The following is a 25,382-nucleotide window of genomic DNA, read 5'->3' on the forward strand; positions in this document are numbered from 1 at the left end:
TTCGTGATCCTCCTGTCATCCAATTCAATGGTAACGCTCCTCAGTAACCTTCGGGATGCCAGCCGCCCAGAATGGTCAAAATCTGATACTTACTCGCCTCAGTGGATGTCAGTTGCCGCGACCAAGAAACTCGTTCCGAAGGATTGGCGCCTGCACCACTACTTTCGTATTCCTCATAGCGGCAAGTTTTCTCTCTATCCGGTGCCCCCCAATTATGCCAGCCTTCCCCTGTAATGGAACCATCCATAACGGTTCGCAGGAAGGCAACATGCCCATAAGGACGCCAAGGCCGTCCAAGATACATATCACGAACTCCTTCTCCACTTGTAATCCGGCAATCCAGAAAAACATAACCAAATGACGTACCTTCCGGCGTGGAAGCTGCCGTAATGTATCCTCTTGATCTTTTGTTATGAAGATGACATCGGTCAAAAAGGGCTGTTGCCGGACCAAATATATAGTCAACATCACCCTCAATATAACAATCGTTATAATATTGCTTCCCTTGCCCTGTATATAACGTATCCTGATCTCCAAGAAAGCGCACTCTGCGGAAGACAGCTTGGTCTCCATCGACAAAAGCTGCCACAGCCTGCCCCGTCCCTGGTCCAGATGCATTTTGGATCGTTATATTCTCGGCTGTAAACTGTTTGGAAAATATATTCATCGTCCCCGAGCGGAATGTTCCCAGTGGTTTCCCGTCTTCATCCAATGTGTGGGCATTATCCGACCAGCTTATAATGGTGGCTTCTGGATCTTCGCCGAGCAATAGAATGGGTGGCGCATCAGATGGTATGACAATTTTCTCTCGATAGACGCCCGGCTTGATTCGAATCGTCACCTCCGAGTAATCCTTCTGAGAGATCGAATCCAGGGCAGCCTGGAGACGGGTGAAATCTCCATCTTTTTCTGCAGACACGGTAATCAACATACATTACTCCTTTCAACTTGCTTTGGAAATAAACTATAATGGTGATAACTACGAAGTGAGAAGGAGTAGCTATGGAAATTGTAAACGCTTCCCACCCGAAATTTCATGTGGCTAACGAACAATTCAGCATCCAGCATATGAAACGTGCCGGCATGACATCTATGCCTCGTGCCCACAGTCATCCCTTCATTGAACTGTATTACCTTACAGAAGGTGAACGCATTTATTTTGTAGATAGTCAAGTGGTCACCCTTCAAAAAGGAGAGCTCATTCTTATTCAATCTGATGAGATGCACGCTACCGCAAGCTCCGAAATTGCTGAATTTGAACGAATTCTAGTTAACTATAATCCAGCACTGCTGCCCACCCCGCTTCAAGATGATAGGCAATGGTTTAATCAGCGCGGCTTTCATCTTTTTCGGTTAATGCTGCGCGAGCAGAATGAAGCAGAAACCCTCCTGCTACGTATGCTTGAGGAATGTAAGGAATGTCGGCCTTTTTATGAAACAAGCGTTCTTACCTTATTTGCTGAATTAATGATTCTGCTTCAACGTATAGAACCTCGCACACAGAGTGACAGAACTAAGCACCCACTGCACCACCTGGTTACCGATGTAGCTACTTACATTCGCGAGCATTATCAGAAACCACTGACTTTGGAAGAAACGGCTAGACAATTCTTCATAAGCCCATCCTACTTGAGCCGCATATTCTACAGACTGACAGGCTTTCATTTTCGTGAGTATGTCGTGCATATTCGAATTTTACAGGCCAAACGACTCATTACCCAATCGAACAGCAAAATCCAGGAAATTGCCTCAATTGTCGGGTTCGAGTATCTGTCCCACTTCAACAAAACCTTCAAGAGGGTTACGGGTTACAACCCTTCACATTATCGAAAAGAAATCAAATTTCGTCAGGGAGGCAAGCCTGTTTCAAACCAATCAAGAACCCTAAGTTAAGCCCTCATAATCAAACCATTCAAAGTCGGCAACCGCTGTACTATGATGTCCCTGAGAGCTAGCGTACAGTCCAATGTAGGTCCCCGTAAAACCGCCAGCCAGATCAGTGCTTAACAGCCTTCCATCGACATTCCTGCAGAGCACCTTCCACCCATCTGCCTCCTCTGTTCTGAAGTAGAAGCTATGATCCTGATGGTGGGCTTCCACTTTCAGCTGAACTCTGCCTCCATTACATATTTCTGAACCAAGCTCTCTTTCTTCTCCCTTAAAACGCTCAATCAGCCGAAGAATATACTTATCTCCTTCACGCGCTAACACAAAGCGGAAATGAAAGTTCGCGTTGTGCAGCAGCACTAAGCCAGCCACTTCACCATCAGCTTGGGGCTCAAATACAAGACTTACCGCAGCTTTAAAACTTAAATGCTGTTGGCGTCGTCCAATAAAGGCGGGATTAGCTTGTTCAGACAGCTGTTCCGACTTCAGTTTCATACGCAGATATCCTGGACGTTCAGTTAGACTCCAGAACTCTCCACGGGGTGTACGAAGAAAATTCCAAACAGGAGATAGTTCTGTGCCATTAAAATCCTCTCTTACAGAGGGGAGATCCCACTTATGTTCCGGTAGGTTCGGGGCAACCGTCTCAAACTCCAGCATTCCTTTACCAGGACTAACTACTGGCCACTCATTTTCCCAAATCACAGGTGCAAGAAATGTCTCCCGACCAAGATTACGGTAATAACCTCCAGCGGTTCGGGAAGCAAGACAAAACATCCACCATTCCCCATTTTGAGTCTCCACCAGTTCCCCGTGGCCCACGTTTACAATTGGAAACTCTCTTCCTAGATGCCTGTGTGTCAAAATGGGATTAGCTTTGTACCCCTCGTAAGGCCCCTTGACATTCCGGCTCCTTGCTATAGTAATCGCATGGGTGTGCCCGGTTCCTCCTTCTGCAACCGTCACGTAATACCATTCGCCAATCTTGTATATATGAGCACCTTCCTGCGCATGTGCGACCTTAAGTGCACCCTGCCAAATACTATATTTTTCTCCAATGAGCTTTCCTTGACTCAGATCGATTTCCTGCAACCAGATGTCCATGTGTTTCGGATATTCCTGCCCGCTTGGGGGTACTCGGTTGCCTGAATAATAAACGCGGCCATCATCGAAGAACAGGGATGGATCAATACCAGGAGCATCTTTCAACCAAACAGGGTCTGACCAGTCTCCGGCAGGATCAGTAGCCGTAACATAGAAATTATGCTGTTGTTTATCATTATCAACGTAAGTTGTAATCATATAAAAGATCCCTTTATGATATCGGATGGTAGGTGCCCAGATTCCCATAGATGGAGCAATATGATCCAGATTCAATTGAGAAGGACGATCCAGGATGTGGCCAAGTTGACGCCAGTTGACCATATCCTTACTGTGAAACAGAGGTACACCAGGGAAATATTCAAAGCTTGAAGTTACCAGATAATAATCCTCTCCCACCCGTATGACTGATGGATCAGGGTAAAATCCTGAAATTACGGGGTTTTGAAATGTTCTCAATGTCAGCTCTCCTCCAGCGAATGTATTGTAAACACGCCCATTATAGTTCAATCCGCTGTGAATTTCTTGCTTATTCCATGTTCAGTTGCCTTCTTTTTATACTTTCGTGTTCTCTATTTTTTTGTTTTGAAATTGTGTGAGCTTAGATATAAATCGATAAAGAAATGTAGCTGAAGTTTAAATTCCAGGACAAAAAAGATCGTTACTGGGTATCTACGCTGTTTATTTTCAATTTTTAAAATAAGTTAAGTGAAAAACCTGTTTAATGGCTTTCACCTGTGACCAACTTTCCAATATGAAAATGGCCCTGATTCTGTTTCATACAGGATCAGGGCCGCTTTCTTTTATTATAGCTGTGAGAAAATCTTATACAGAACCTGAGCAGCTTCTGCTCTGGTTGTTGTCCCAGCAGGACTCAAGGTGACATTGCTTCGCCCGTTTATGAAACCCATTTTAACCATTGCTGCCATGTCATCAACAGCGTATTTTGCTACATTTACGGCATCTGTGAATCTCTTGAGATCCTCAGCTGTACCGTTCTGCTCGGTTTTTCCCACTGCACGCAAGGCACGCATGGTCAGCACAGCCAAATCTTGTCTAGCAATTTCCTTTTCCGGATGGAAGCTGCCGTTCGAGCCCAGGGCGATCCCGAGTGCTTTGGCAATTCCGATTTCCTCATAATAGAGGTCTGTTCGCTCAATATCACTGAAGGTGGTGTTGAACTCTGCTGTGAGATCCAGTGTCCTTACCAACCAGGCTAGATACTCACCTCTTGTGACCTTTTGGCCGGGACTAAAGCTTGTTGCTGATGTCCCGTCAATGAATCCTTTGGACGCCATTGTTTCAACCGCTGGTGCGTACCACGAATCCTTGATGACATCATTGAAGAACTTCTTCGTGTAAACAACTGCATATTCACCTGTGTTTGTCACTGGAAAAACCATGGCTTGTAGAGCACTGTCGTATTTGCCATTCAGTAGCTGAACAAACGTACTGTTTACAGCCACATACGAAACTGTAAGGTAACTCGAATTGGTCAATTCTTCAACACCTGGAGCATAGGGCAGTCTGATTTCAGCCGGTGCATTCAAGGCTACCGTTTCTACTCCATCTAAGTGGACAGTTAATGCAATAACAGGTCTGCTGATTGTTACGGACTTTACTTCTGAATGAAGCTTTGCAGTATCTAGTCGGCTAAGTGCCAGTTCCACACTTTTGGCACCTGATGCATGCTTCAGCAAATTAGAAGGTACGGTAATGGTACCAAATTCCGTATTAATCTCTATCTTGATGTTGCCATGATCTGCGGTTAGTGCAGCTGCAGGAAGCTCAACTGCATAGGCATTTGCTCCCTCTGCTTTTGTTATTTCCACCAAGAGCGTTCTAACATTGCTGCTATTCGCCTTTGCATGCTCCAGAGCCTTATTAAGATCTTCCTGCTGGATGGGTACTCCTTTAGCTATACCGGTTTTGTTATCCGCCTTTGTTGCCAAAATCTTAATCAAATTCCCTTCGACTTTAATGTTTTCAGGAGTCGGTGAAGGTGCAGTGACTGACACAGGTGCATTCGTTGACGGCGGTGTTTCCGTAGGCTTCGGATTGATGACTGGATTACTGATAACGACAGTAAGGGATTGGCTCGCATAATGAGTTGCCGTTTCTTTATATCTCACTTCGTAGATTCCGTTACGAAGACCTGTAACCTCTGTGCCTGTGATCGCATTCCAGCTGCCAGCGTCTCCTCCCTCTTGCCGGTATTCCATTACAGGACTTACACCAGTGATCTTACCATCCTTGGCCCCAGCTGCACTGACATTTACAGCCTTGACCTCTGCACTGGACGGCGGATTCTGCTCCTGCTTGGTTCCGTCAGGCACAACGATCAGGATCGCAGGGCTTGGATTGCTCATGTCCGTTCCGGCGTACCGGAGCTCGTAGCTGCCGGCCTTCAGGCCTTCAATGCTGGTTCCACTGACCGTCATGTAACCACCTTGATCCACCTTCCGGTACTCCATATCGGCAGTCACATTTTCGATTCTGCCATCATTTCCGCCTGCTGTTGTAGGCGGTGTAATGATGAGTCCTTCCGCTGTTGGTGCCTCTCTGTCTTCCTTGGCTTCATTGTGAATGTCCACGGTTACGGGCGGACTTGCCTTTAGGCTATCTGTCGCTGCATACCGGATCTGATAGCTGCCAGGCTCCAGATCGCTAATACTTGAACCTTTAACAGGCGTGTAATCCTCTTCGCCCAGCTTCCGGTATTCCATCGTATCATTCAAACCCTCAATTTTGCCTTTTATGTCGGTATCCGAATTGGCGTGTGAGATTACCCACCCACTCGCATCTGGTGCAGCCTGCTCCTGTGTCTGCCCTTCCGGTATAACGACTTCCTTATCCAGGCTGGCACTCAGCGAACCGGTCTTCATATACCGGACATAATATTTACCGGTGGTGAGACCTGTAACCTCAGTTCCTGCAATTGCTGTATATTCTTCTTCGCCTTCCTTCTTATACTCCATTTCTGTTGTCACACCAATCAGTTTGCCGTCATCTCCATGGAGAACGGACGGTGCCACCCCGGCCGGTGTTACTGGAGCCTCGCGATCTTGAGTGGATCCTACCCGGAGAACTTCCCATTCCCATAGGCCGACACCGGTATCGCCTGCCTGTGATTGCTTGGTCAGGGTCACCCGCACTGCCTTTACATTCAGCACCGGATCAAACGTGTACGGATTGAAGGATTCTGCCGGTGAATGTTCAACTACTTTGATTCCTTCCGTAACCATTCCCGCTGTTACCCATTCATCAGTAGCGCTATCCGCCGGGATGTAGGAATACACCATTTGGGTAGGAGGCTTGATCCCGCCGGCATCTGACCACATCACCAGATTCGAACTCCGGATAGAGGCACCCTGCGGCCATTCATATTGCACCCACTCCTCTGCGCCTTCATGGCCCCAGGTTCCCCAATGGGGGATGTTGTTGCCATCTTTCTTTCCGTCATTCACTGCCGCCAGACTCTCCCAAGGGGAGGTGTAGCTGGAAGAAGCATTTGCGAGGAAGGCCATATTGCCGTCTCTCGGATTGAGTAGACGCAAATCCGTCAGCAGCTTCTCAAGCGCCAGGGTTATTTCTCCGTCTGTGGCATTCATATTCTTGATCACAGCAGAAGCTTCTGCCTTCGCCGCTTCAATTGGCGCAAGGCCAGGATCTGCAAAGTTCAAGGCATTTAATGTATTTACATAATTATAGACCTTGATCAGTTCCGACTTATCTACCGCCCCGGTATAGCCGTTTACCTTCCACTCCAGAATACCGGAGCCATTAACCGAAGGCTTCATGTCCATACGGACACCTGTGATATATGCAGGCTCAAAGGTCGTTGTATTGTACTGATTAAGCTCATTGCCAAGTCCCTTTATGGCCCGCGGGGTATACCATTTCCCATCTTCGCCGCGAAGCATAAGCTGCATATCCTTCGGTCGGAAGTTCCCGCCGTTGTCCTGAAAAACATATACATCCATGGAAGAAGCCAGGAATGGCTGATCCCATTCATACGTCACCCATGCCGGATCTCCTTCTCTACCCCAGTTATGCCATGCACTGTTGGTTGCACCGCGGTTCGGCGAGAAATCTGAAGAGCTCTTAGGTTCAATGCCGTTATTCATTGCTTCCGGATATCCGTCGCCACCAGAGAAGCTAGCGGACGCTTTGGCCGTCAGCGCTGCATTCTGCAGTCCTGTATTCACGACATATACGGTAGCCCGAACCTCCAGTACACTACCAATGACGTTTCCCCTGGCTTCAAATTGGCCTGCACTAGCATAGCGGTCCGGATCAATAGCATCCCAAGCGATTTCCTGCTCAAGATACCCGTCCTCTGACAGAATATAGATTTGTCTGGGGAGTTCTGGTTCAGTATCCTTTTTGGTCACTACGCTGAGTGCCCGGTAAACATCAACTGTATCTTCCTTGATCTCTATCGTTACATCCTTACTGGCCTTCTTGTCTCCGTCTGCCGCACTGAACGTAAACGAGTAGGTGCCTGCCATGCTTACACGCGCATAGGCCGCTGCTTTGTCACCATCAACAAATGAAATGTCGGCTGAACCTTCAGGCTTTTGCTTGACGGTCCAAGAGTACTTCAACTGGGGTTCTTCTGCCTCGCTATGCACAGGGTCAGGAATGGCCTCCCCGGACAATACTACGATACTGTTATTGGCAACATCCTGAACCGCGGTCACTTGGCCAATTGATGGAGGCTGTTTATCCGGAGGAGAAGCCAGTTCGAAGATTAACTGGCTGGATCCAGTCAGTTGTCCATCACTTGCGCTAAGCTTAACCGTATAAGAGCCTGCTTTGGTACCCGTAGCCTGTGTAATGCTTGCTTTCGGATGAGTAAAGGTTAGCTTGCCGCCTTCCGGGGCGCTGACCACTTCCCATTGATAAGACAGAGTTCCTTCCGGCGCGCCATCATCGGTTACAATCCCATTCAGCATAAATGGAAGTAACGCCTGTGGATGTTGTGTCGCCAGATCTACAGTGATTTGCGGAGCTTCATTTTCACCGCCGGCTGACTTTTCAATAATCAATTCAGCACGCTGCACGCTACCCAGCTGAAACATGGCAACGCCTTCATTATTCTGAACATAGAACTGTCCGGCAGCTGCACCATTCAGCTTCATGGAATAGTATCCATTCTCCATCCCCACTCCATCGAACAAAATCCGTGAAGTATGCTCTTTCCCTGAGGGATTCAGGAGCTGGAGAGTAAAACCCTTACCATCTTTTTGAATTTGCGCGCTTTCCACTTTATCGCTTTCCAGCTCCAAATAGATTTTCTCATCGATCAGATTGATCCGCTTGCCGAAACCGTCTTTTGGCGTAATGTTGTAGCTGTCTCCTTCGTCACTCACCAGCGCTCCATAACCGAATAGCCCGAATATCGGATCTGTAACAATATCGGAGCTGATGCTGAGAAGGGAACCATAGAGGCCTTCTTCCGATTCACCCGAAAAATCATTCCAGCCGTTACTCATGACGCGTGAGCCGCCATCGTATACGTCCTTAGTACCCGTGCCTCCTTTATACATCGAATATCTCCAAGAGGTGCTGCCAACTGAATTAGCCGAAATCTGACCCATATTGACGGCGTTAAAGTTCGAAATCTTCGCGGCATAATTGCGCTGCTGTGCAATTGCCTTCTGCTCCACCGATCTGCCATCATTCTCATACCTTAGCCAGTCATCCATAATGTATCCTGCTAAAGACGCAGTATATTGGAAATTCCACCAGCCTTCACCGCCGCGGAAAACGGGCACGGAATAATGGAACCATGTAGGTTGAATCCCGCGCATAGCACGTGTTTTCCAGTCGGCCATTTCCATACTTCTCTCAGCTGCACCTGTAAGCGCGTCTGCAGGATAGTACGTGCGCAGCGCCTTCGCTGCTGCATAAGCCCCTTCTTCGCCAGTATTATCATATTCAAATTCCGAGCCGTAAGGATAAGTGGCTCTCGTCATATTCCGTCCCTTGTCGAGGGCGAACTTCTTCTGCAGATTGCCTGACTCGGTCTGCATCCCCTCTTCCTTCAGTGCTTCAATCATATCCGGGATTTGCTGCTCGCCATAGAAGCCGATGGCCCCGGTGGAAACACGCTTATAGTAGATGTTATAAGCTTTCTCCAGATAAAACTGAGGCGATTCCCGGTACTCGATCAGATTGGGATATGCCTTCTGAATCCGATACATGTTGAAGAATCCGGTAGCTTCCATGATTTCGGAGAACGTACGTGTATAAGGCTTATCTTTGTCGGTGTACGCTCCTGAATCTTTCAGCCAGTTCGCAACGATGTAGTTATCCTGAGTATTCTTCATGTATCGTTCCCACATGAAGTCGATCAGGTATGTCTCGATAGAGCGAATTTCATCGGGATTGGGGGCCAAATAGTTCTTCATCGTCATGAAGTTGATGTTGTCATGGCTCCAGTCATCTCCCCAATGACTTATGTTGAGATCGATGCCGCTTGAAAGATACCAGTCGAAATAGTTACCGTAAGTCGGACTTTCCGGGTTCTTATCCTGTGTTCGCTGAACCATGAATTCGGAATGGGCATCCGAGATGGCATCCAGCTCGGCTAGAACATTGAATTCAAATTGTGTGAATTTATCCACCGATTCGTTTCCGTCCTTCAGCTTATATTCGATACGCACGCTGTTGTTGCCGACCGAATCAAACTGAAGTGAATAGATATGATGCTGTTCACCATTGACGATCGTAGTCTCTACAAACTCTACCGACTCGTTGTAACCCGGGTTCCCGTCAGGGAGTCCACGTCCGCTCCGCGAGTTGTCAACCATTTCCTTTCTGCTCTTTCCAGGCTTGATATCCGGAATATGCGCTTCGTCAAACGGATCATTCACTGCCACATTCTGAATATCGATGGACTGTATATCAACGATACTGTCGTCATAGTGCAGGTCTAGCTTTACAGGCATATTGATCGCTGTCTGGAAGCCCGGCACCGCTACGGCATCAATCATGCCTGATTTATATAAGATGGACCGGAGATTGGCTTCACGATCCTCCATCGAGGTCGAACTGTTATTTGGGCTTTTTGCGCTTTCCTGCGGCGTATTGTCGCCTCCACGGACGGCAGAGAATTTGAACTTATACGTCTTGGACTCATCCGGTCCTAGGACGAGGCTGGAAGCATCGGTAAAGTATCCGCGTCCCGTTTTTTGAATATCTTTGGAGTGGATATAGAGCACATTCAGCCCCGGATACCAACCGCCACTGTCCCCTGTCCAGTTCTTAAAGGTATCTGCAGCACGCCGCTCTCCCGCTTCATGCATCCAATAATCCACATACTCGATTCGAGCTCCGCTTTCCGGTACCGGGGTGAAGAGCATATAGTTCCCCTCACCACTGGTGCGGATAGCATAAGAGTACCCGCTGTCAGCACCTGCGAAATTATGCACCGTCACACGGTCATCATAGGTATCGGATAAGGTCTGGTATTTGTTATTCCAAGGCATCGGCAAGCCGATATCCCCGAATTCAATATATTGGTTGCTCTTGTTCTTCAGCGTAATTTCCCAAAGCATTGAACCATCATTAGTCTCCATATCAAAAACGGATTTCACATCGAAGCCCTTCATTACCCGCTGGTCTGTAGAGTTCAGGTTCTGTCCAATAAAGTTGACTTCTACCTTCTTGCCGTCTGCTGATGCTGTCTTGTTAATGTAGGGGTTATCAGGATTAATGGTCGAATATTGTGTGGATCCCCCGGCAGCCAATGTTTTATTGGTATCAACTTCTACAAAGCCCTCCCTGTTGTCAGGGAATTGTCCATCGGCATCCACACGGTAAGAGAAGATCATTTCACCCATCCACTGGTGCTGGGTACCATTCTGCGGTGACATCGTGTTAGGGAGGACGAAATTGATCGGCTCTCCCTGTTTATTCACAGGATTGTTGTTGATATAGAGCTCTTCAATCTGGCCTAAATCGCCGACTTTTGCCGACAGGCTGGCATTGGAGATACCGGTCTTTACTGCGGTCGCCGCAACCTCAGGCAAAGCGCTAACCTGCAACGGCAGACTTGGAAAAGCAAGCAGTAGCGCGATCACCAGCGGCTTCCACTTCTTCGAAATCATTGTCATTATAACCTCCTGTATACATGTGATCATATCAATTAGGGGATTAATTCACTTAAACCGGTAAGTATAGCCCTTCTAAAAATACCTTTGACCGATCAATCGAAAATGACGCTCATGCTTTCGTTTAAAGTAGAATCTCTAAGTAGTTTGTTAAGATAATCGAATCCTGTAACCTTTACTCCACCATCGTTTAGCATCCCTTCAGATGATCATTGAATGCCCCACCTCCTAGTTCGAGGACAGAGGCAAAAAACATGAATGAAGCTTGGGACAACCATTTCGTCATATAGAGGAAGTTTACTTTAACCTTTCACCCCGCCAACCGTGAGACCTGAGATAAAGTAGCGCTGAAAGAGCAGAAACAGAATCAAGATGGGTACAATGGCAAGCACGGCTCCTGAGATCAGTTCCTCATAATGATTGCCCAGTGGGGATACGAAGGAAGCCAGCCCAATCGGCAAGGTAAATTGCTCCGTTGTCCGCAGCACAATGAGCGGCCAAAGAAAGTTATTCCAGCTGTTCATGGCCTGCAAGATGGCAATTGCCCCTTGCCAATTTCGTAAGCGCTTTATTTAGTATGTTACTTGTTGTATCATAAAAAATAAATGCTCGATGCCAACATGAATTTTAAATATTTCAACCTGTTCGGAGGTGCCGGTTTGGACTCGCCCATCCTACATTTCATCACCCCGCCCATTCCCTATTTTATTGATTGCGGACGTGCTTATTACGAAGCCGGTGAATACCACATCAGCCGTAGTGACATCGGTGTCTTCGACCTGATTGTTGTTACACGTGGTTCACTCGCTATTAGTGAGAACGGGACAGAATGGCTTCTAAAGCAAGGAGAAGCACTGATCCTTAAGCCGGATGGACACCATTACGGCAGCGCTGCCTGTAAGGCGGAAACGGAAATGATCTGGATTCATTTTCAAACCTATGGCAGCTGGAGAGAGTCTGCGAACATGGACGAATGCCTCGCCAATCAGGCCGAACTAATCGAGACACATAAGGTAAGCGCGTATCTGAACCACTGTGATGTCTGTTCCATCTTCATCCCCAAACATATACACATTGTAACCAAAGACATGGAACTGCTGGAGCATTTCTCTCAACTCGATCAGGAGCCTCAGTCCATGCGCAACTGGAAACGACAGGCGACCTTCCAGCAATTTATGCAGCATCTGGACCTTGGGCTGTCCTCACTGTCCGACGTTGCCGCCATTCGGATTGCCGAGAAAATTGAACTCTACATCCGCCACAATTACCCTCTACCGATCTCCAATCCATTGCTGCAAAAGGAACTCAACTATCATCCAAACTATCTCGCGCGCAGCATGCTGAAAGTGTATGGCATGACACCCATGGAATATCTGCTGCATTACAGAATCGAACAGGCCAAAAAGCTGCTGCTGCAAACCGCCTGGTCCGTTGCTCGTATCGCCGAAGAGATCGGCTTCAATCATGTATCCTATTTCTCTTCCTGTTTCTCCAAAAAAGAGGGCATCTCTCCTTCCAACTTCCGCAGCAAGTTCACCAATAGAGAAAATAAACCAACTCATTCAGAACGGATACCCTGAACATTAAAAAACGTCCGATCCCCAGAGATCGCGTTATCCCGTAACACGCCTTCTGGGTCTATCGGACGCTTTCCCTTTTTTGTCTATCCTTTATGAAGAAGTACCTTTCAACCTAAGCTTCACCTTGCCCTGCTTCTGGTTCCTGTTCCGCAGTACTGGTAATCTACTGTGACCAGCTTTACTGTTCCTCGAACGGTAAATTCCTCGTAGACATCCCCTTATTCGCACTCCCGAATCCAAACGCTCATTTCTCCTTCATCCCGATTGGCCCAAGTGAAGTAGGGAATGAAGCAAAGATTGGAAGGCTGGGCATCCCAGTGGACATCACTGCGATACAGATGTGTTCCCCAGTCTTCATGGGATACTATTCGCTGCCCAATGGTTGTAAATGCCGGAACCCCCAGAGGCATCTGATCCCCGCTACCGATATGAAACTGGGCGTCCCGGGGCAGCTGAATGCGATGCAATCCTCGGCCATTGTCGACTTCTTCGAGACAGTACATAAACGGTCCCCGCTGTATGGCTACTTTTCCGAAAGTGGCTCTGATGTGATCATGTCCTTTCATCCGCAGCACTTCATAGGGAAGCGAAGCCTGATTTCATCATCGGCTTTCCACGTACGGGTCACCTTCATGTAACCGCATTCAAAAGTAAACCCATCCTGTTCTGTCTTCTCCCCATTAATCCACAGCTCGGGAATTTCGCACCAGTCCGGCTTTCTCAGAGCTACCGTAAACTCCATACCCTCTAGGGAATCAGGCCGAACGATCAGCTTCACTTCTCCGGTGGAGGTATAGTCAGACGCCATAGTTAGCGCTGCTTTTCTATCCTTCAGTGTGAATTCCCCTTCCCCGCCGATATACAATTGCACATACAACGTAGCCTGTTCCACAACTGGGGTATACACGTATTGATCCAATGAGGCCAGTAATCGTGCAATGTTCGGCGGACAGCAGGCACAGCCAAACCACCCTTGCCTACGTGTTCGCACGTGAGCATAATTAGGATTCACACGTTGAATCTCCGGATCGACTTCAAGCGGATTCACATAGAAGAAGCGTTGACCATCCAAGGACATCCCGCTAATCACCGTATTGTACAGAGCCCGCTCCATAACGTCCGCATACCGGCTATCCGGCTTCATCTGAAGCATGCGCTTCGCCCAAAAGATCAGGCCAATCGAGGCACAAGTCTCTGCGTAGGCCGTATCTCCCGGCAGGTCATAATCGCCTGTAAATGCTTCTTCTTTTGCTGATGAACCAATGCTTCCCGTAATGTACATTCGCTTGCTCACGGTGTTGCTCCACAATCGTTCACAGGCTTCTTTCAGTGATGTTTCCCCCGTCTTTGCAGCTACATCTGCCATAGCCGCACACATGTACACCAGTCGAACCGCATGGCCTTCAGCTGTCGACTGCTCCCTAATGGGGAGATGAGACTGGGAGTAGGTGTGCTTATGCACCATGTCCAACTCGCCAAAATGTACGGTACGGCCCCTTTGTTCCCATTCCTCTACAAAAAAATGCGGACTCGCTCCCCGCTGATCCAGAAAATAACGGCTTAGTTCGAGATATTTCTCTTCCTTTGTCGTCTCATACAGCTTAAAGAGTGCAAGTTCAATCTCCTGATGCCCATCATAACCAGGCAATTGTCCCGGCTCTGTACCAAACACGGTGCCTATATGATCTGCCAGACGAATAACCACATCCAGAAGCATGCGCTTGCCAGTGGCATGATAGTACGCCACACCAGCCTCAATCATATGTCCTGCGCAGTAAAGTTCATGGCATTCGGCGAGGTTTGTCCATCGCGCCCCAGGTTCACGCAAGGTAAAGTAGGTGTTCAAGTAACCATCAGCCTGCTGCGCCTGTGCTATGGTCTCAACAACGGAGTCCACGAGGACTTCCAGTTCCGGATCGGGCTTCGCAGAGAGCAGGTACGCAGCTGCTTCAATCCATTTTGCAACATCGCTGTCCTGAAATACCATCCCATAATGAACGCCCTCTTCCACTCCTGCAGCGATGCGGAAATTCCGAATGGCCCGGCTTGGTTCAGCTCCTTCGATACGGTCATTGAGCGCTTCCCATTGGTAGGGAACAACCACGTTGCGGACCAGTTCTATATAATGTGACCAGAATGGATCATTGATTTTATGGCTATACCCTGGTGTCTGTGGATAAAGCGGTACATCTGGTTTTGTCATGGGAACCTCTCCTTGTTCTATTCAATATCCTTATTTTACAAATCATTACATCAGGGTGAAATCATCATTTCCAACTGAAATTTATATGATTACAACCTTGCACGAGCGCCTTCCTTGCTGCCATTGTTCTTATTCAGTCTTTTCTCCACAAACGAGTGTTGAAGTTCTTTCAGTAATCCCAGGAATAGCTACATAAAACATCGTGGGATTCATTAGTACAATAAATATTCTAAACATCCAGATTAGCAATAAACTATCCTACCGATTACCTCAACAAAGGAAAACTATTTATTGCCAGCCGTCTTTAATAAAATTAATATTCCATCTTTTATTGAAGATTCAAAAGAAAAACCACCTAATTGATTAGGTGGTTGATACGGAACTAATGTTTACCAATTGTGATATCGCTTAAGTGTGTATACGAATGTATTTTCTGATCAATTCCTCAATCAGACGATAGTTGCTCAATATTGACATCTACTGCATCGGTGTCCAAGACCACTCTATCACCTTGAAGATTTCTTACAGGGGCAGGTACGACGAGATTTGGTTTTTTAACCAAAGCTTCTAGCCAAATAAGCTCTATGCAATATTCCCTTTTGATTGAATGGAAATCGTTGTGATTTGGATTTTGATAAGTACCCTGAAAGAGTCTCGCGGACTCCATGAAAAGAATTGATCCAGTAGAGCAAATCCTTATTCTAATTCTTCAATTGCTTGAGCGTGGTTATCCAGATCCTGAAACCTGTCACCCACAGCGTCAAAGCAGAACCGAAACCGATAAAAGTAGACCTCGCAATTAGAGATACATCGCCAAAAGTGGTATTCAGTGGTATAAACAAAGAAATGATGCCTAGAATACTGAGCACTATACCTGTACCATAATAAAAATTCTGTCGAAACAATCGAGCTAAAGGAAAAAAATGAATACCAACAATGATAGCCATGATCGGGAAAAAGACTTCAAAATGATCGAATAAGTTACAAAGCACACTTGCAATCAATATTGCCAGACCTTCTAAACCAAAGATCATACCAAATTTTCGATTAATTCTGTTCCACTTTTCCCTCTCTTTCTCTGCAGTGACATTGTTCATGTTACGTGCTTTCCCAAATAGTGAAATAGCTCCGATTAGCAATGTTAATGTCACAATACCTGAAAGAACAAGCAGCCAAGGAGCTCCCAGTTTATTTGAACCAATAATACCAATTGCAGACCAAAGCGCTCCAAAAAAAGTCATGAACATTACCCCGTTTGCAGCTCCAAAAACAGCAGCTTTCGGTGGTTTTACTAAATGTTCCATACTAACCATGTCTCCTACAATTCAAATTTTAACCACTTTAATGTACCATAAATTCCCTTTCAGGAAATACCCTGTTAAATTACATCTCCTCACCTGGGGGAGATAAATCTATGGATCTAAGCATGGATAACGGATTAAATTGGAACTATCCTGTCCGTTAGTATGCAAATACTAATAAATCCTCTATCAGCCTAATGAATCTCATATGGACAAAAAATGAAGAAAACATGAAATTTAATTTGGAATATGAAACCTATGATATAGTTTTTCTACTTTCAAGAAATTAAGTATGGAGTGCTCTGTGTATTAAGCAGGAGGTGATAATATGTGGATTGTAATCGTGGCTTTCGTCTCTATTGTCATATGGAGTGTGTTATCACAAGAAATTATTAAATCTTCAGAAGAAAACAAAGAGAATAATAAAAGGAGAATAATACTTTTGTTGCAGCAGGTATCTTATCAACAGTAGTTCTGACTATCTCACTTTTCCATGACATTCGTGATTAATTGTAGAAAATATCCTTATTAAGGATATAGTACCAATATCCATTTAGAAGGCATATTTTCCTATTCAACTAGTATGTATGTAATTTCATTTGAATGTATTTTCCACTAATCTGCCCGTTAGTTTAGCGAATTGATGGGCAAATAACAATTTTGAGGTACTCTCGATACGATTGAACTAACTTGCCTGATAGTAAAATGGTGACAGATCCCTAAATGAGATCTGCCAGGCAGTGCGAAAAACGTTCTGCATTCGTTATTATCATGGGCGAAAGCTCATTTGAAATCGCAACATCTTTTGCTAAATCCTCTAGCGGATGCACTAAATGGTGAGAGTAGAAAACGTCTGGGCATCTTGTTGGGCTACAATCGTAACCGCTACAAAAAGGCATTCTTCTGGAAATGCAAATTGCACCGCCTGTTGCTCTAATCGTCAAGCACTGATTTTAAGGTTGAGCCGCTTTTAGAGCCTTATTTTTACGCAATAGGAGTGCCATTGGCTATTTCAGTATCCGGCTTTAATAGAATAACATCTCCTTTTTCCGGGACTCCTCCCAAAACTAATACCTCCGATTTGAATCCGGCAATGCGCCGAGGAGGTAGATTGACGATTCCTATAATTTGCCTTCCTATAATTTCCTCAGCCTTGTAACGCTTAGTTATTTGTGCACTTGAGGATTTCATCCCGATCTCCGGTCCAAAATCAATCTTAAGCTTTATCGCAGGGATCTTTGCTTCTTCAAAAAACTCCGCTTCCTTAATCGTTCCGACACGAATATCTAGTGCTGCAAAATCATCGATCGTTGCCAACGTTTTGCCTCCTCCACTAAAGTCTTTAACCGCTCACGAAAATATTTCTCACGCTTTCCGGCAGAACTTAATGAGTTCCACTCGGTATTGCGTTTTACTGCGCTGGGCGGAACGGCTGCAGGAGTCGAATCCCTTCCTCAATGGATCCCTCCATCAGTTCTAAGAGCTGGGGCACCAGTTCCTGCATCCGGGGGGCGCTCAGGTGCCGATTGAGGGCATCCCGGTTTTCCCAGCGCTCGTAGATGATGAATGTGCCAGGCTGGCCTTCTACCTCGTGAGCCTCGTAGTCAATGTTGCCGAGGTCGTTGCGCGACGGGGTGACAGCAGCAGTCATGAATGCCTTCATCTCGGCTTCTCTCCCTGCCTTAGCTCTCGCTTCCCAGAGTACAGTAACGTAAGGGTTCTTTGTATCGTTCATACTAATTCCTCCTAAGTTATAAACACTTCGTATTTTTTTTGCTTTACCGTTTTCTCAAATGGGGGATTCGCCGTTTATGCTTGAAATTCCAGTGTATTAATGGCTTAGTTAAATGCTGTTAAAATCGTCCAAAAGAACGATTAAAGCCTTGGCCCCCAAGAACATCTTGACGAACCACATCTAAACGACGTGTTTGGTATTCACCCAAAGCTTGTGTTATCGAATTCGGATACTGTTTAATGGAGTCCATAATGGCAACTGTATCATCAAGTGAGTCATTAAAGCCTGCGCCAGTCATTGGTGACATGGTATGAGCTGCATCGCCGATCATGGCTATTCTTCCTTTTGACAATATATTAGGGATGTATTCATTAACAGGTGCCCCGATTAAACTGCGGTCCTTAATCGCGATTTGCAAAATTGCATCATCTTCTTTATTCCAATTTGCTTGGCTGGTTTGTGATAGTTCTTCTAGTAGCGAATCCGGAATTGCTTCACCGTATAAGGAATGCTGGGCAATCCCGCCCTTTAATACACCTAATTCAGACAGCAAATGATTATGTGAATGATCAAACCAGCAAAAGCCAATCCATCGCTGGCCAGGATTGATTCCCCCTTTTATCCCTGGCATCACTGCAGTTGTCAATGTACCGGCAGCACTATCGTTGAAATAAGCGCTCGAAAGTTGCCGTTTTTTCCAGTCTTTCTTTGGCAGCAGTTCTTCGTCCACCTTCCCTACCCAAACCAGATAGCCAGCATAATCTGCAAATGGTTTGTCAGGGCTTAAATAGCGGCGGACAATACTGCGATATCCATCTGCGCCAATCAAAAAGTCACCTTTAAAGGTCTGCTCCTCTTCACTGGTAGCCCAAGCAGATGATTCATTTTGCCCAACACTAACAATACGTGTATGGTGCAGAAGGGTAATACCAGGTTCTTTAGCAACCGCATTGCGCAAACGTTCTTGAATGGCTGACCAGGCTTCAACATTGTTGTTACCATTGGATGCCAAGTGTCTTAAATCTCGTTCAATTTTACTATGACTATAAGGCTTTGTTTGCAAACGAATAAAAGCACCATTTCTTAAAGATGAATCTGCACGTTCAAGAATGGTAACTGTATAACCAGAACGAGATAACGCAAGCCCCATCATTAGACCACCTAAAGATCCACCTACAATAATGGCATGTTCAAACTTGTTTTGTGGCATATTTCATTCTTCCTTTACTGCAGTTTCATCTGGCTGCGGAGCATCCGGTCGAGGACTTTGTCTGGGAGAATACGGACAAGTCGGGTCAGCAGTGCCGAATCGCGACCGACCGTATAGCGGGTGCGTGGCTTACTTGCGTGGATGGCTCGTGAAACCACATCTGCCACTTTCTTAGGAGGAATTCCGACCGCTGCCCACGATTCAGCCTGAGCCTTCACGGCATCAAAAAGACGATCATGGCGTCTGTGCTGATCGGGCGTCATCAACTTGGACAGTCGATCGGCTGTCGTAACCCCTTTCTCCGATAGGCTGGTGCTGACACCACCCGGAGTAATCATGATGACCTTGAGTCCGAACGAGGACATCTCTCTGCGGAGACTGTCATTGATCGCTTCCATCGCGTACTTTGCAGCCGAATAAATTCCGAAACCGGGCATAGAGATTTTGCCGCCAACGGATCCGATATTGACTATGCGTCCGCCGCTGTTCAGCAAGGCCGGAGTAAGCGCCTGAATAACCGCGACCTGCCCGATCACGCTGACTTCGATCTGACGGCGAAATTCATCGAGCGGAACCATCTCTAGAGGTGCATTAACGGCTATGCCGGCATTGTTGACCACGGCGCGCAAAGGGCGACCTAGCGGATCTTGCTCCACTCGTTCGGCCAGCTCCCTTAGTGTGTCGATATTGGTAACATCAACGATCACTGGTTCGATATTTTTGCGTCTGATTTTGTCGGCGTCTTCCTGACGACGAACCCCTGCCAAAACATGAAATCCTTCAGCGGCGAGCTGCTCCGCGGTAGCCCTTCCGATTCCACTTGAAGTACCTGTGACGACAACCAATTCTTGAGTTTTATATGGCATTGTAAACCTCCTGAGTTTGATTAGTTATGAATCACTGTATAGCACTGTTATACGCCCATTATAGCACCGCTATACAGAACTGTCTATAGCGGTGCTATATATTTTTGTATAGTGTTGTCCTCATGCGACCTGAACATCATTTATGGCGGGGGCAGCGTGATTTACTTCGACGCTCACGAGATACCGTGGCGTGAGGAATGAGATCATCGAATTCCTCTGAAAATGAAAAAGATCGCCATCCTGCTTGGATAGGCGATCTCTTATGTGCCACGATTTGTGGTCCTTCATCTTTACCATGAAACAAAACAAAGCCCACATTGGGGCTTTGTCTGGAGTCTCCAGGCTCTGTCATCGATCCCTCATTTTGAACCGGCGTCCGGCTTTTGGATCAAAATGATCTGCATTACGCTTTCCCGAATGAGATCAACGACGTCGGGCTGGGGGGGAGGTACCTTGCGAATTCGGGACGTCACATACAGCCAAGAGGCCGTATTGGCAGAAGCCCAGACCAGATCTGCCGCAGCTTCGGCTGAAACAGCTAGTTTTCCTTCGGCGGCAACTCTTTGAACATTTTGCACCAGTGCTTGGTACGACTGATCTGCCGCCTCGATATGGGCGCCCTCGAGTAACCGCCCCATCATTGCCGCATAAATCCGAGGACGGGCTGCCGCGAAGCGAACATAGTCATCCCACCCCTGACGAAGTGCCATCTCTGGAATAGGGGACTCCACTGCGGCAATTTTGCTTTCAAATAACTGCTTGAACGCTTCCACTATAGCTGCACTCAGGAGTCCATCGGCATTACCGAAATGGTGGTAGAGTGTAGGAGCCGTAACCTGCGCGATCGAAGTTACAGCTCGCGTCGAAAATTGGGCTCCGCCCTCCTCTTCGAGTACCTTAAGAGCAGCTGCCAATATTTTATCATATGTGTTCATACGTCCATTATAGCAGTGCTATATATGTATGTCCATGACGACGGTTGTACGTCTGTGACCATTATCCCTGTAGCCAAAAAAGGTACTGAGCATTTTTCTTTCAGATTACTTCCTCATTGTACAGAGGAGATGGAGCTACTGTTGAGGATATTTTAGGTTTGGAAGAACCAAACCTAGTAGTGAAATCGCAATAATATGGTTCGCGCTACTTGAGATAAGTTTCACCGCGAATAATCTTCAACTATCTTACCCGTAGTTGAACAAAAGCAGCTGATCACGTTGGTCAGCTGCTTTGTTGGTTTTTTATTGAGCTATCGTTTCCCGTTAGTTTAATCATCTAACTTCAATAACAAAAACTGCTGATGTATCCCCCAGCGAAAATTTCCCATCATCGGTTGTCCAGAAGGCTGAAATCTCGTAGTAATACGTACCTTGTTCATTTGGTGCATTAAAAGAGTCATTTTTCAAAGGAATTTGTAATGTTTTATCGTCGAAAAATTGCTGAATGTTCAAACGTTTAGGTGCCGGTTTATAAGCAAAAGAAACTGCAATGTCTCCTTCAGGAGTTATAACAGTAGGAGTAACCCCTTGTAACATTGTTCTTCCCCCTGCAAAATCTGCACATCCTAAATTGCCCCAACAATAACTACTCTGGATAACTGGAATTTGGGTTTGTCCCGAAATAACACTGGGAAGAGGTGGCGATTTCTTTGTAATTCTAATACCTATGCTCGTAGCGTATCCTTCAAATCTTGTATTTGCTACGAGTTTTCCTACAAAAGGAGTTAAATAAATGAGCACCACTAGTAATGCTACAAATCACGTAACAAATATTATAAATATCTTTTTTTGATGTATCACTAGCCTCCTAACTCTAAAACAATAAACGTGATTTTGCCGTATTAGTTACATCATCTCAATAAAAATGTATTAAAGTATTCTGCCCGTTAGCTTAATGAATTAACGGCTAAAATGATGATTAGATATTTGCCTAATCGTCGATTGGACTATGTTCTTGTCTCTCGACAATATGTACTTGATCTATCACTTTCTTTTTCTCGGCGATAATGTATCAAATTAAAGGTATTGCCGCCCTGCTTACAAATGCAACTCTATGATTTAAACATTCAGATTTGGATCAATTAGGCTAGAATCATTTATACGATTCCATACGTTAAAGTTCTTTCTCTTCTAAAATTACCAATATACGGCTGTACTGACGTTTCTATATTGCTTATATTGGAAAGTAAGAATTTATTAAAGGAACGTGAACGTGAGAACCCTACTCGATAAAACTCAAATTTCTAAGCTAATTCAGTATGTTGTTACATTTATTGTTTTTTTGTCGTTACTCCTTGGGATCCGTTGGCTTTGGCTTGTGACTTATGCTCCTCCAGCAGATCAGCCGCAAGTATCTAATGGTATTCTCGATTTGAGGGACTGGGATTTATTAGGTTCCAAACCCATCAATCTCAACGGAGAATGGATTTTTCATTCAGATACGTATGCAAAACAACACGAAATGGCGATATCGGATAAGCCTCTCCTCTTGCCTGTTCCTGGAGACTGGAAAAACGCATGGGGAGATGAAACAAAAAATTCATATGGCTTCGGAACATACCAGCTTCGCATTTTGCTGGATCGTCCACTCTCAGCCCCTATATCACTCTGGGTTCAAGAAATCCAATCTGCAGCCACTTTGGATATCAACGGTGAAACGATCGCATCCATGGGGAATACTGGTGAGTCCGGCCAGACTTACCTGCCAAACCGAAGCTCGTTTATCGTCGATTATATGCCTGACCGAAACACCCATGAACTGGATATACTCATCCGAGTCGCTAATTATGATCACCCATACGCTGGGGGAATCGTTAAGCCGATCAAGTTGGGGTCCCACTTGGCGATCCAGAAAGAAAACGGGGCATCCGTTGATTTCCAGCTCATCATGATTGTCATCCTTATATTGCACGGATTATATTGCTGTATTTTATACTCATTCAACCCGAGGCAGTGGTCCCTGCTTGACTTTTTTCTGCTGCTTGTCTCTGCTGCTTTAACCGTAGCAGCATCAAACGATACCCTTCTGCTGAAGGTGTTCCCATTAAACTACACATGGGAAGTTAAAGTATCCGTACTTTCTTATTCATGGCTTTCCTATTTTATCTTGAAAATGAGTCGACGTTTTGCCTCTCCCAAACACAGTGGCTTATTTACCGCATTCAGTGTGCTTTTGGCGTTGTATACCGTTCTGATCTTTATCATACCGGTGCAATGGGTTCATTTTCTTGTAGAGTACAAAGTGTTTAGTGTTTTTTACTTACTGCCGATGATAACGTCCCTTTTTCTCTTTATTCAAATGGTTATAAAGAACAAGGAAGATTCTATTTTCTTACTCCTGTCGGCCAGCGGCGTGTTGGCCAGCTCAATTTGGGGAGCAATTAGTAGATATACGGCACTTCCTGCTGTTTATTATCCAATCGATGTACTTGCAGCCATTATCGGGTTTTCTGCCTATTGGTTTAAGCGGTATGTTCGTAACAACCAACGAATCAGTGAATTGAACGATAAGCTGCAGCTGGCGGATCAGATGAAAAATCGATTTCTTGCCAATACCTCTCATGAACTGCGTACACCACTGCATGGAATCACGAATATTGCGATAAGTCTTGCAGAACGTGAGAAAGAAACGCTAAGTAAACAGAGTAATGAAGACCTAGATCTTCTGGTTAAAGTCAGCTACCAAATGTCCCATTTGTTAAATGATCTCTTGGATATCACTCACCTTATAGAGAAGCGAATTCAGCTGTATCCGAGTAGAACTTCTTTCATATCTGTCGTAAACGGAGTGTTTGATCTATTAAAATTTATGATGGAAGGTTCATCTGTACAGTTGAAAGCTGATATTCCCAATTCCCTCCCTGCCGTTCACGCAGATGAAAAGCGGCTGTTTCAAATTGTACTGAACTTGGTTCATAATGCGATCAAATACACGGAGAATGGGGAAATTACGGTAACCGCTTATCCTGAGGGAAGCGGAGTAACTATCCAAGTAACGGATACGGGCATTGGAATGGATCAAGAAACCATCAAGCGTATATTTCTTCCATATGAACAGGGTGAGCAAGGATTAAATGACGCCAGGGGGATCGGACTTGGGCTGAGCATTAGCAAGGAGCTCGTTGAACTTCATGGCGGAGAGCTCACCGTTATATCGGAGAAACATATAGGAACGACGTTTGAATTCACACTTCCGTCTGCCGATATGGACGTAGAAAACAGTATACAGTCGGTTTTCCTTCCTCTTGTCGGGAGAGATACCTTAAACGAAATTGCAGCCAGCGCCGACTACAAGCAAAGACCTGTCTCGGTGAGGATGCAAACAAGATCACTGTCGACCGAACATCCCGTGAGTATTCTGGTTGTTGATGACGACCCTATTAACCTGAGAGTTTTGGCCGGCATCCTATCTACAGAGTCGTATCATCTAAGATGCGTTGTTTCAGCGATTGAAGCGCTTGAGCTCCTCGGTACGCAATCCTGGGATCTCCTCATCGCTGACGTAATGATGCCTGAAATGTCTGGCTATGCACTCACACGCGCTGTAAGAGAGCGCTACAATGCTTCTGAGTTGCCCGTACTTCTACTGACGGCCCGAAGTGAATCGAATGATGTGTATGCCGGCTTTGAGTCTGGGGCTAACGATTATGTCACAAAACCAGTCGACCCGGTGGAATTAAGATACCGCATCCATTCTCTGATTACTTTAAAACACTCTGTTGATGATCGTCTAAGCATGGAAGCCGCGTATATGCAGGCACAAATTCATCCTCATTTTTTGTTCAACACGTTGAATTCGATTGTCGCACTTAGCGACATCGACATTGATCGTATGCGCAAGCTTGTGGATTCATTTAGCACCTATCTACAAATCAGCTTTCATTACCGAAATAAAAATCGTCTGATACCGCTCCAGCAGGAGCTTGAACTTATACAGGCCTATTTATACGTAGAAAAGGAACGTTACGGAGCTCGATTGAACATCGAATGGGAAGTTGACTGGAATATTAACGTACTTATCCCCCCTTTAACGATTCAACCGATATTGGAAAATGCCGTCCGGCACGGTATTGTAACCAGAGTCAAAGGTGGTACAATCCGGATAAAGATTGAAAGGCAGGAAGATTTCATTGTCATTGAATTGGCGGATAACGGGGTTGGAATGGAACCTGACCAAGTCGCCCAACTATCGAATGCTCCCGGGCAGAGAAAAGGCGGCATCGGACTGTACAATACCAATCATCGACTTATGCAAACCTTCGGCAGCGGCTTGAACATTCAAAGCACAAAAAATCAGGGAACTACCGTTTCGTTTAGGATTCCGGCAGACTCTATAGCTAAACTGAAATAATGTAAAAAGGAGAACTGCCTGTATACAGGCAGT

At 45.8% G+C, this 25,382-nt stretch carries 16 protein-coding genes and 1 pseudogene; 4 read left to right on the forward strand and 13 right to left on the reverse strand.

What is annotated here, in order from left to right:
- Positions 1 to 40 precede the first annotated feature (40 nt).
- Positions 41 to 931 (reverse strand): pectinesterase family protein, encoded by an 891-nt coding sequence (locus tag HP552_RS27965; RefSeq protein ID WP_175398641.1) that lies wholly within the window; start codon positions 929 to 931, stop codon positions 41 to 43.
- A gap of 71 nt (positions 932 to 1,002) precedes the next feature.
- On the opposite strand from HP552_RS27965, the gene HP552_RS27970 reads away from it, so the two are divergent.
- Positions 1,003 to 1,893 carry a helix-turn-helix transcriptional regulator gene (locus HP552_RS27970; protein WP_175398642.1) on the forward strand — a complete coding sequence of 297 codons (891 nt, stop codon included), beginning with the start codon at positions 1,003 to 1,005 and terminating at the stop codon, positions 1,891 to 1,893.
- Here the strand turns inward: HP552_RS27970 and HP552_RS27975 are convergent.
- From HP552_RS27975 to HP552_RS27985, 3 genes and pseudogenes are all read right to left on the reverse strand, one after another.
- Positions 1,885 to 3,447 (reverse strand): glycoside hydrolase family 43 protein, encoded by a 1,563-nt coding sequence (locus tag HP552_RS27975; protein ID WP_175398643.1) that lies wholly within the window; start codon positions 3,445 to 3,447, stop codon positions 1,885 to 1,887. The two genes, HP552_RS27970 and HP552_RS27975, sit on opposite strands and share 9 nt — an antisense overlap.
- A 347-nt stretch (positions 3,448 to 3,794) precedes the next feature.
- A complete protein-coding gene (locus HP552_RS27980; protein WP_175398644.1) occupies positions 3,795 to 11,111 on the reverse strand; it encodes a DUF5695 domain-containing protein in 7,317 nt (2,438 codons plus the stop codon).
- A gap of 299 nt (positions 11,112 to 11,410) precedes the next feature.
- Positions 11,411 to 11,656, reverse strand: a pseudogene (locus HP552_RS27985) (arabinose transporter permease); the annotation flags it as partial.
- Between the two features lie 111 nt (positions 11,657 to 11,767).
- Here HP552_RS27985 and HP552_RS27990 point away from each other — a divergent pair.
- Positions 11,768 to 12,688: a helix-turn-helix domain-containing protein gene (locus tag HP552_RS27990; protein ID WP_175398645.1), complete on the forward strand. Its 921-nt coding sequence runs from the start codon at positions 11,768 to 11,770 to the stop codon at positions 12,686 to 12,688.
- A gap of 218 nt (positions 12,689 to 12,906) precedes the next feature.
- Here HP552_RS27990 and HP552_RS35670 read toward each other — a convergent pair whose 3' ends face one another.
- From HP552_RS35670 to HP552_RS28000, 3 genes are all read right to left on the reverse strand, one after another.
- The gene (locus HP552_RS35670; protein WP_312884360.1) at positions 12,907 to 13,254 is read right to left on the reverse strand and encodes a hypothetical protein; all 348 of its coding nucleotides are present in this window, start codon (positions 13,252 to 13,254) and stop codon (positions 12,907 to 12,909) included.
- Positions 13,251 to 14,891: a glycoside hydrolase family 127 protein gene (locus HP552_RS27995; protein WP_312884361.1), complete on the reverse strand. Its 1,641-nt coding sequence runs from the start codon at positions 14,889 to 14,891 to the stop codon at positions 13,251 to 13,253. The genes HP552_RS35670 and HP552_RS27995 overlap by 4 nt, the downstream gene beginning before the upstream one ends.
- Before the next feature lie 701 nt (positions 14,892 to 15,592).
- The gene (locus HP552_RS28000; RefSeq protein WP_175398646.1) at positions 15,593 to 16,195 is read right to left on the reverse strand and encodes a DUF7010 family protein; all 603 of its coding nucleotides are present in this window, start codon (positions 16,193 to 16,195) and stop codon (positions 15,593 to 15,595) included.
- Positions 16,196 to 16,520: 325 nt separating this feature from the next.
- Here HP552_RS28000 and HP552_RS28005 point away from each other — a divergent pair, with 325 nt between their 5' ends.
- The gene (locus HP552_RS28005; protein ID WP_246311090.1) at positions 16,521 to 16,664 is read left to right on the forward strand and encodes a hypothetical protein; all 144 of its coding nucleotides are present in this window, start codon (positions 16,521 to 16,523) and stop codon (positions 16,662 to 16,664) included.
- Positions 16,665 to 17,176: 512 nt separating this feature from the next.
- On the opposite strand, the gene csaA is transcribed toward HP552_RS28005, so the two are convergent.
- The 6 genes from csaA to HP552_RS28035 form a co-directional block, all read right to left on the reverse strand.
- Entirely contained in the window at positions 17,177 to 17,509 is a 333-nt protein-coding gene (csaA, locus tag HP552_RS28010; RefSeq protein WP_175398647.1) for a chaperone CsaA, read from the reverse strand.
- Between the two features lie 94 nt (positions 17,510 to 17,603).
- Positions 17,604 to 17,927, reverse strand: a complete 324-nt coding sequence (locus tag HP552_RS28015) for a putative quinol monooxygenase (protein ID WP_062327794.1) — start codon at positions 17,925 to 17,927, stop codon at positions 17,604 to 17,606.
- Positions 17,928 to 18,045: 118 nt separating this feature from the next.
- Positions 18,046 to 19,137, reverse strand: coding sequence for an FAD-dependent monooxygenase (locus tag HP552_RS28020; protein WP_175398648.1), 1,092 nt, complete (start codon positions 19,135 to 19,137; stop codon positions 18,046 to 18,048).
- Between the two features lie 14 nt (positions 19,138 to 19,151).
- Positions 19,152 to 20,003 carry an SDR family oxidoreductase gene (locus HP552_RS28025; protein ID WP_175398649.1) on the reverse strand — a complete coding sequence of 284 codons (852 nt, stop codon included), beginning with the start codon at positions 20,001 to 20,003 and terminating at the stop codon, positions 19,152 to 19,154.
- 359 nt (positions 20,004 to 20,362) lie between these two features.
- Positions 20,363 to 20,938 (reverse strand): TetR/AcrR family transcriptional regulator, encoded by a 576-nt coding sequence (locus HP552_RS28030; protein WP_175398650.1) that lies wholly within the window; start codon positions 20,936 to 20,938, stop codon positions 20,363 to 20,365.
- Between the two features lie 333 nt (positions 20,939 to 21,271).
- On the reverse strand, positions 21,272 to 21,535 hold the full coding sequence (locus tag HP552_RS28035; RefSeq protein ID WP_175398651.1) for a hypothetical protein: 264 nt from the start codon (positions 21,533 to 21,535) through the stop codon (positions 21,272 to 21,274).
- Between the two features lie 781 nt (positions 21,536 to 22,316).
- On the opposite strand from HP552_RS28035, the gene HP552_RS28040 reads away from it, so the two are divergent.
- Positions 22,317 to 25,349, forward strand: a complete 3,033-nt coding sequence (locus HP552_RS28040; RefSeq protein WP_312884362.1) for a hybrid sensor histidine kinase/response regulator — start codon at positions 22,317 to 22,319, stop codon at positions 25,347 to 25,349.
- Positions 25,350 to 25,382: the final 33 nt, after the last annotated feature.

Source organism: Paenibacillus xylanilyticus, from assembly GCF_013359935.1.
In the GTDB taxonomy this organism is placed as follows: Bacteria; Bacillota; Bacilli; order Paenibacillales; family Paenibacillaceae; genus Paenibacillus; species Paenibacillus xylanilyticus.

Excerpts from the sequence above, each read along its gene's own strand:
- HP552_RS27965 (WP_175398641.1), bottom strand. The coding sequence starts at position 931 with ATGTTGATTACCGTGTCTGCAGAAAAAGATGGAGATTTCACCCGTCTC.
- HP552_RS27970 (WP_175398642.1), top strand. The coding sequence starts at position 1,003 with ATGGAAATTGTAAACGCTTCCCACCCGAAATTTCATGTGGCTAACGAA.
- HP552_RS27980 (WP_175398644.1), bottom strand. The coding sequence starts at position 11,111 with ATGACAATGATTTCGAAGAAGTGGAAGCCGCTGGTGATCGCGCTACTG.
- HP552_RS35670 (WP_312884360.1), bottom strand. The coding sequence starts at position 13,254 with ATGAAAGGACATGATCACATCAGAGCCACTTTCGGAAAAGTAGCCATA.
- HP552_RS27995 (WP_312884361.1), bottom strand. The coding sequence starts at position 14,891 with ATGACAAAACCAGATGTACCGCTTTATCCACAGACACCAGGGTATAGC.
- HP552_RS28000 (WP_175398646.1), bottom strand. The coding sequence starts at position 16,195 with ATGGAACATTTAGTAAAACCACCGAAAGCTGCTGTTTTTGGAGCTGCA.
- HP552_RS28005 (WP_246311090.1), top strand. The coding sequence starts at position 16,521 with ATGTGGATTGTAATCGTGGCTTTCGTCTCTATTGTCATATGGAGTGTG.
- HP552_RS28015 (WP_062327794.1), bottom strand. The coding sequence starts at position 17,927 with ATGAACGATACAAAGAACCCTTACGTTACTGTACTCTGGGAAGCGAGA.
- HP552_RS28020 (WP_175398648.1), bottom strand. The coding sequence starts at position 19,137 with ATGCCACAAAACAAGTTTGAACATGCCATTATTGTAGGTGGATCTTTA.
- HP552_RS28025 (WP_175398649.1), bottom strand. The coding sequence starts at position 20,003 with ATGCCATATAAAACTCAAGAATTGGTTGTCGTCACAGGTACTTCAAGT.
- HP552_RS28030 (WP_175398650.1), bottom strand. The coding sequence starts at position 20,938 with ATGAACACATATGATAAAATATTGGCAGCTGCTCTTAAGGTACTCGAA.
- HP552_RS28035 (WP_175398651.1), bottom strand. The coding sequence starts at position 21,535 with ATGTTACAAGGGGTTACTCCTACTGTTATAACTCCTGAAGGAGACATT.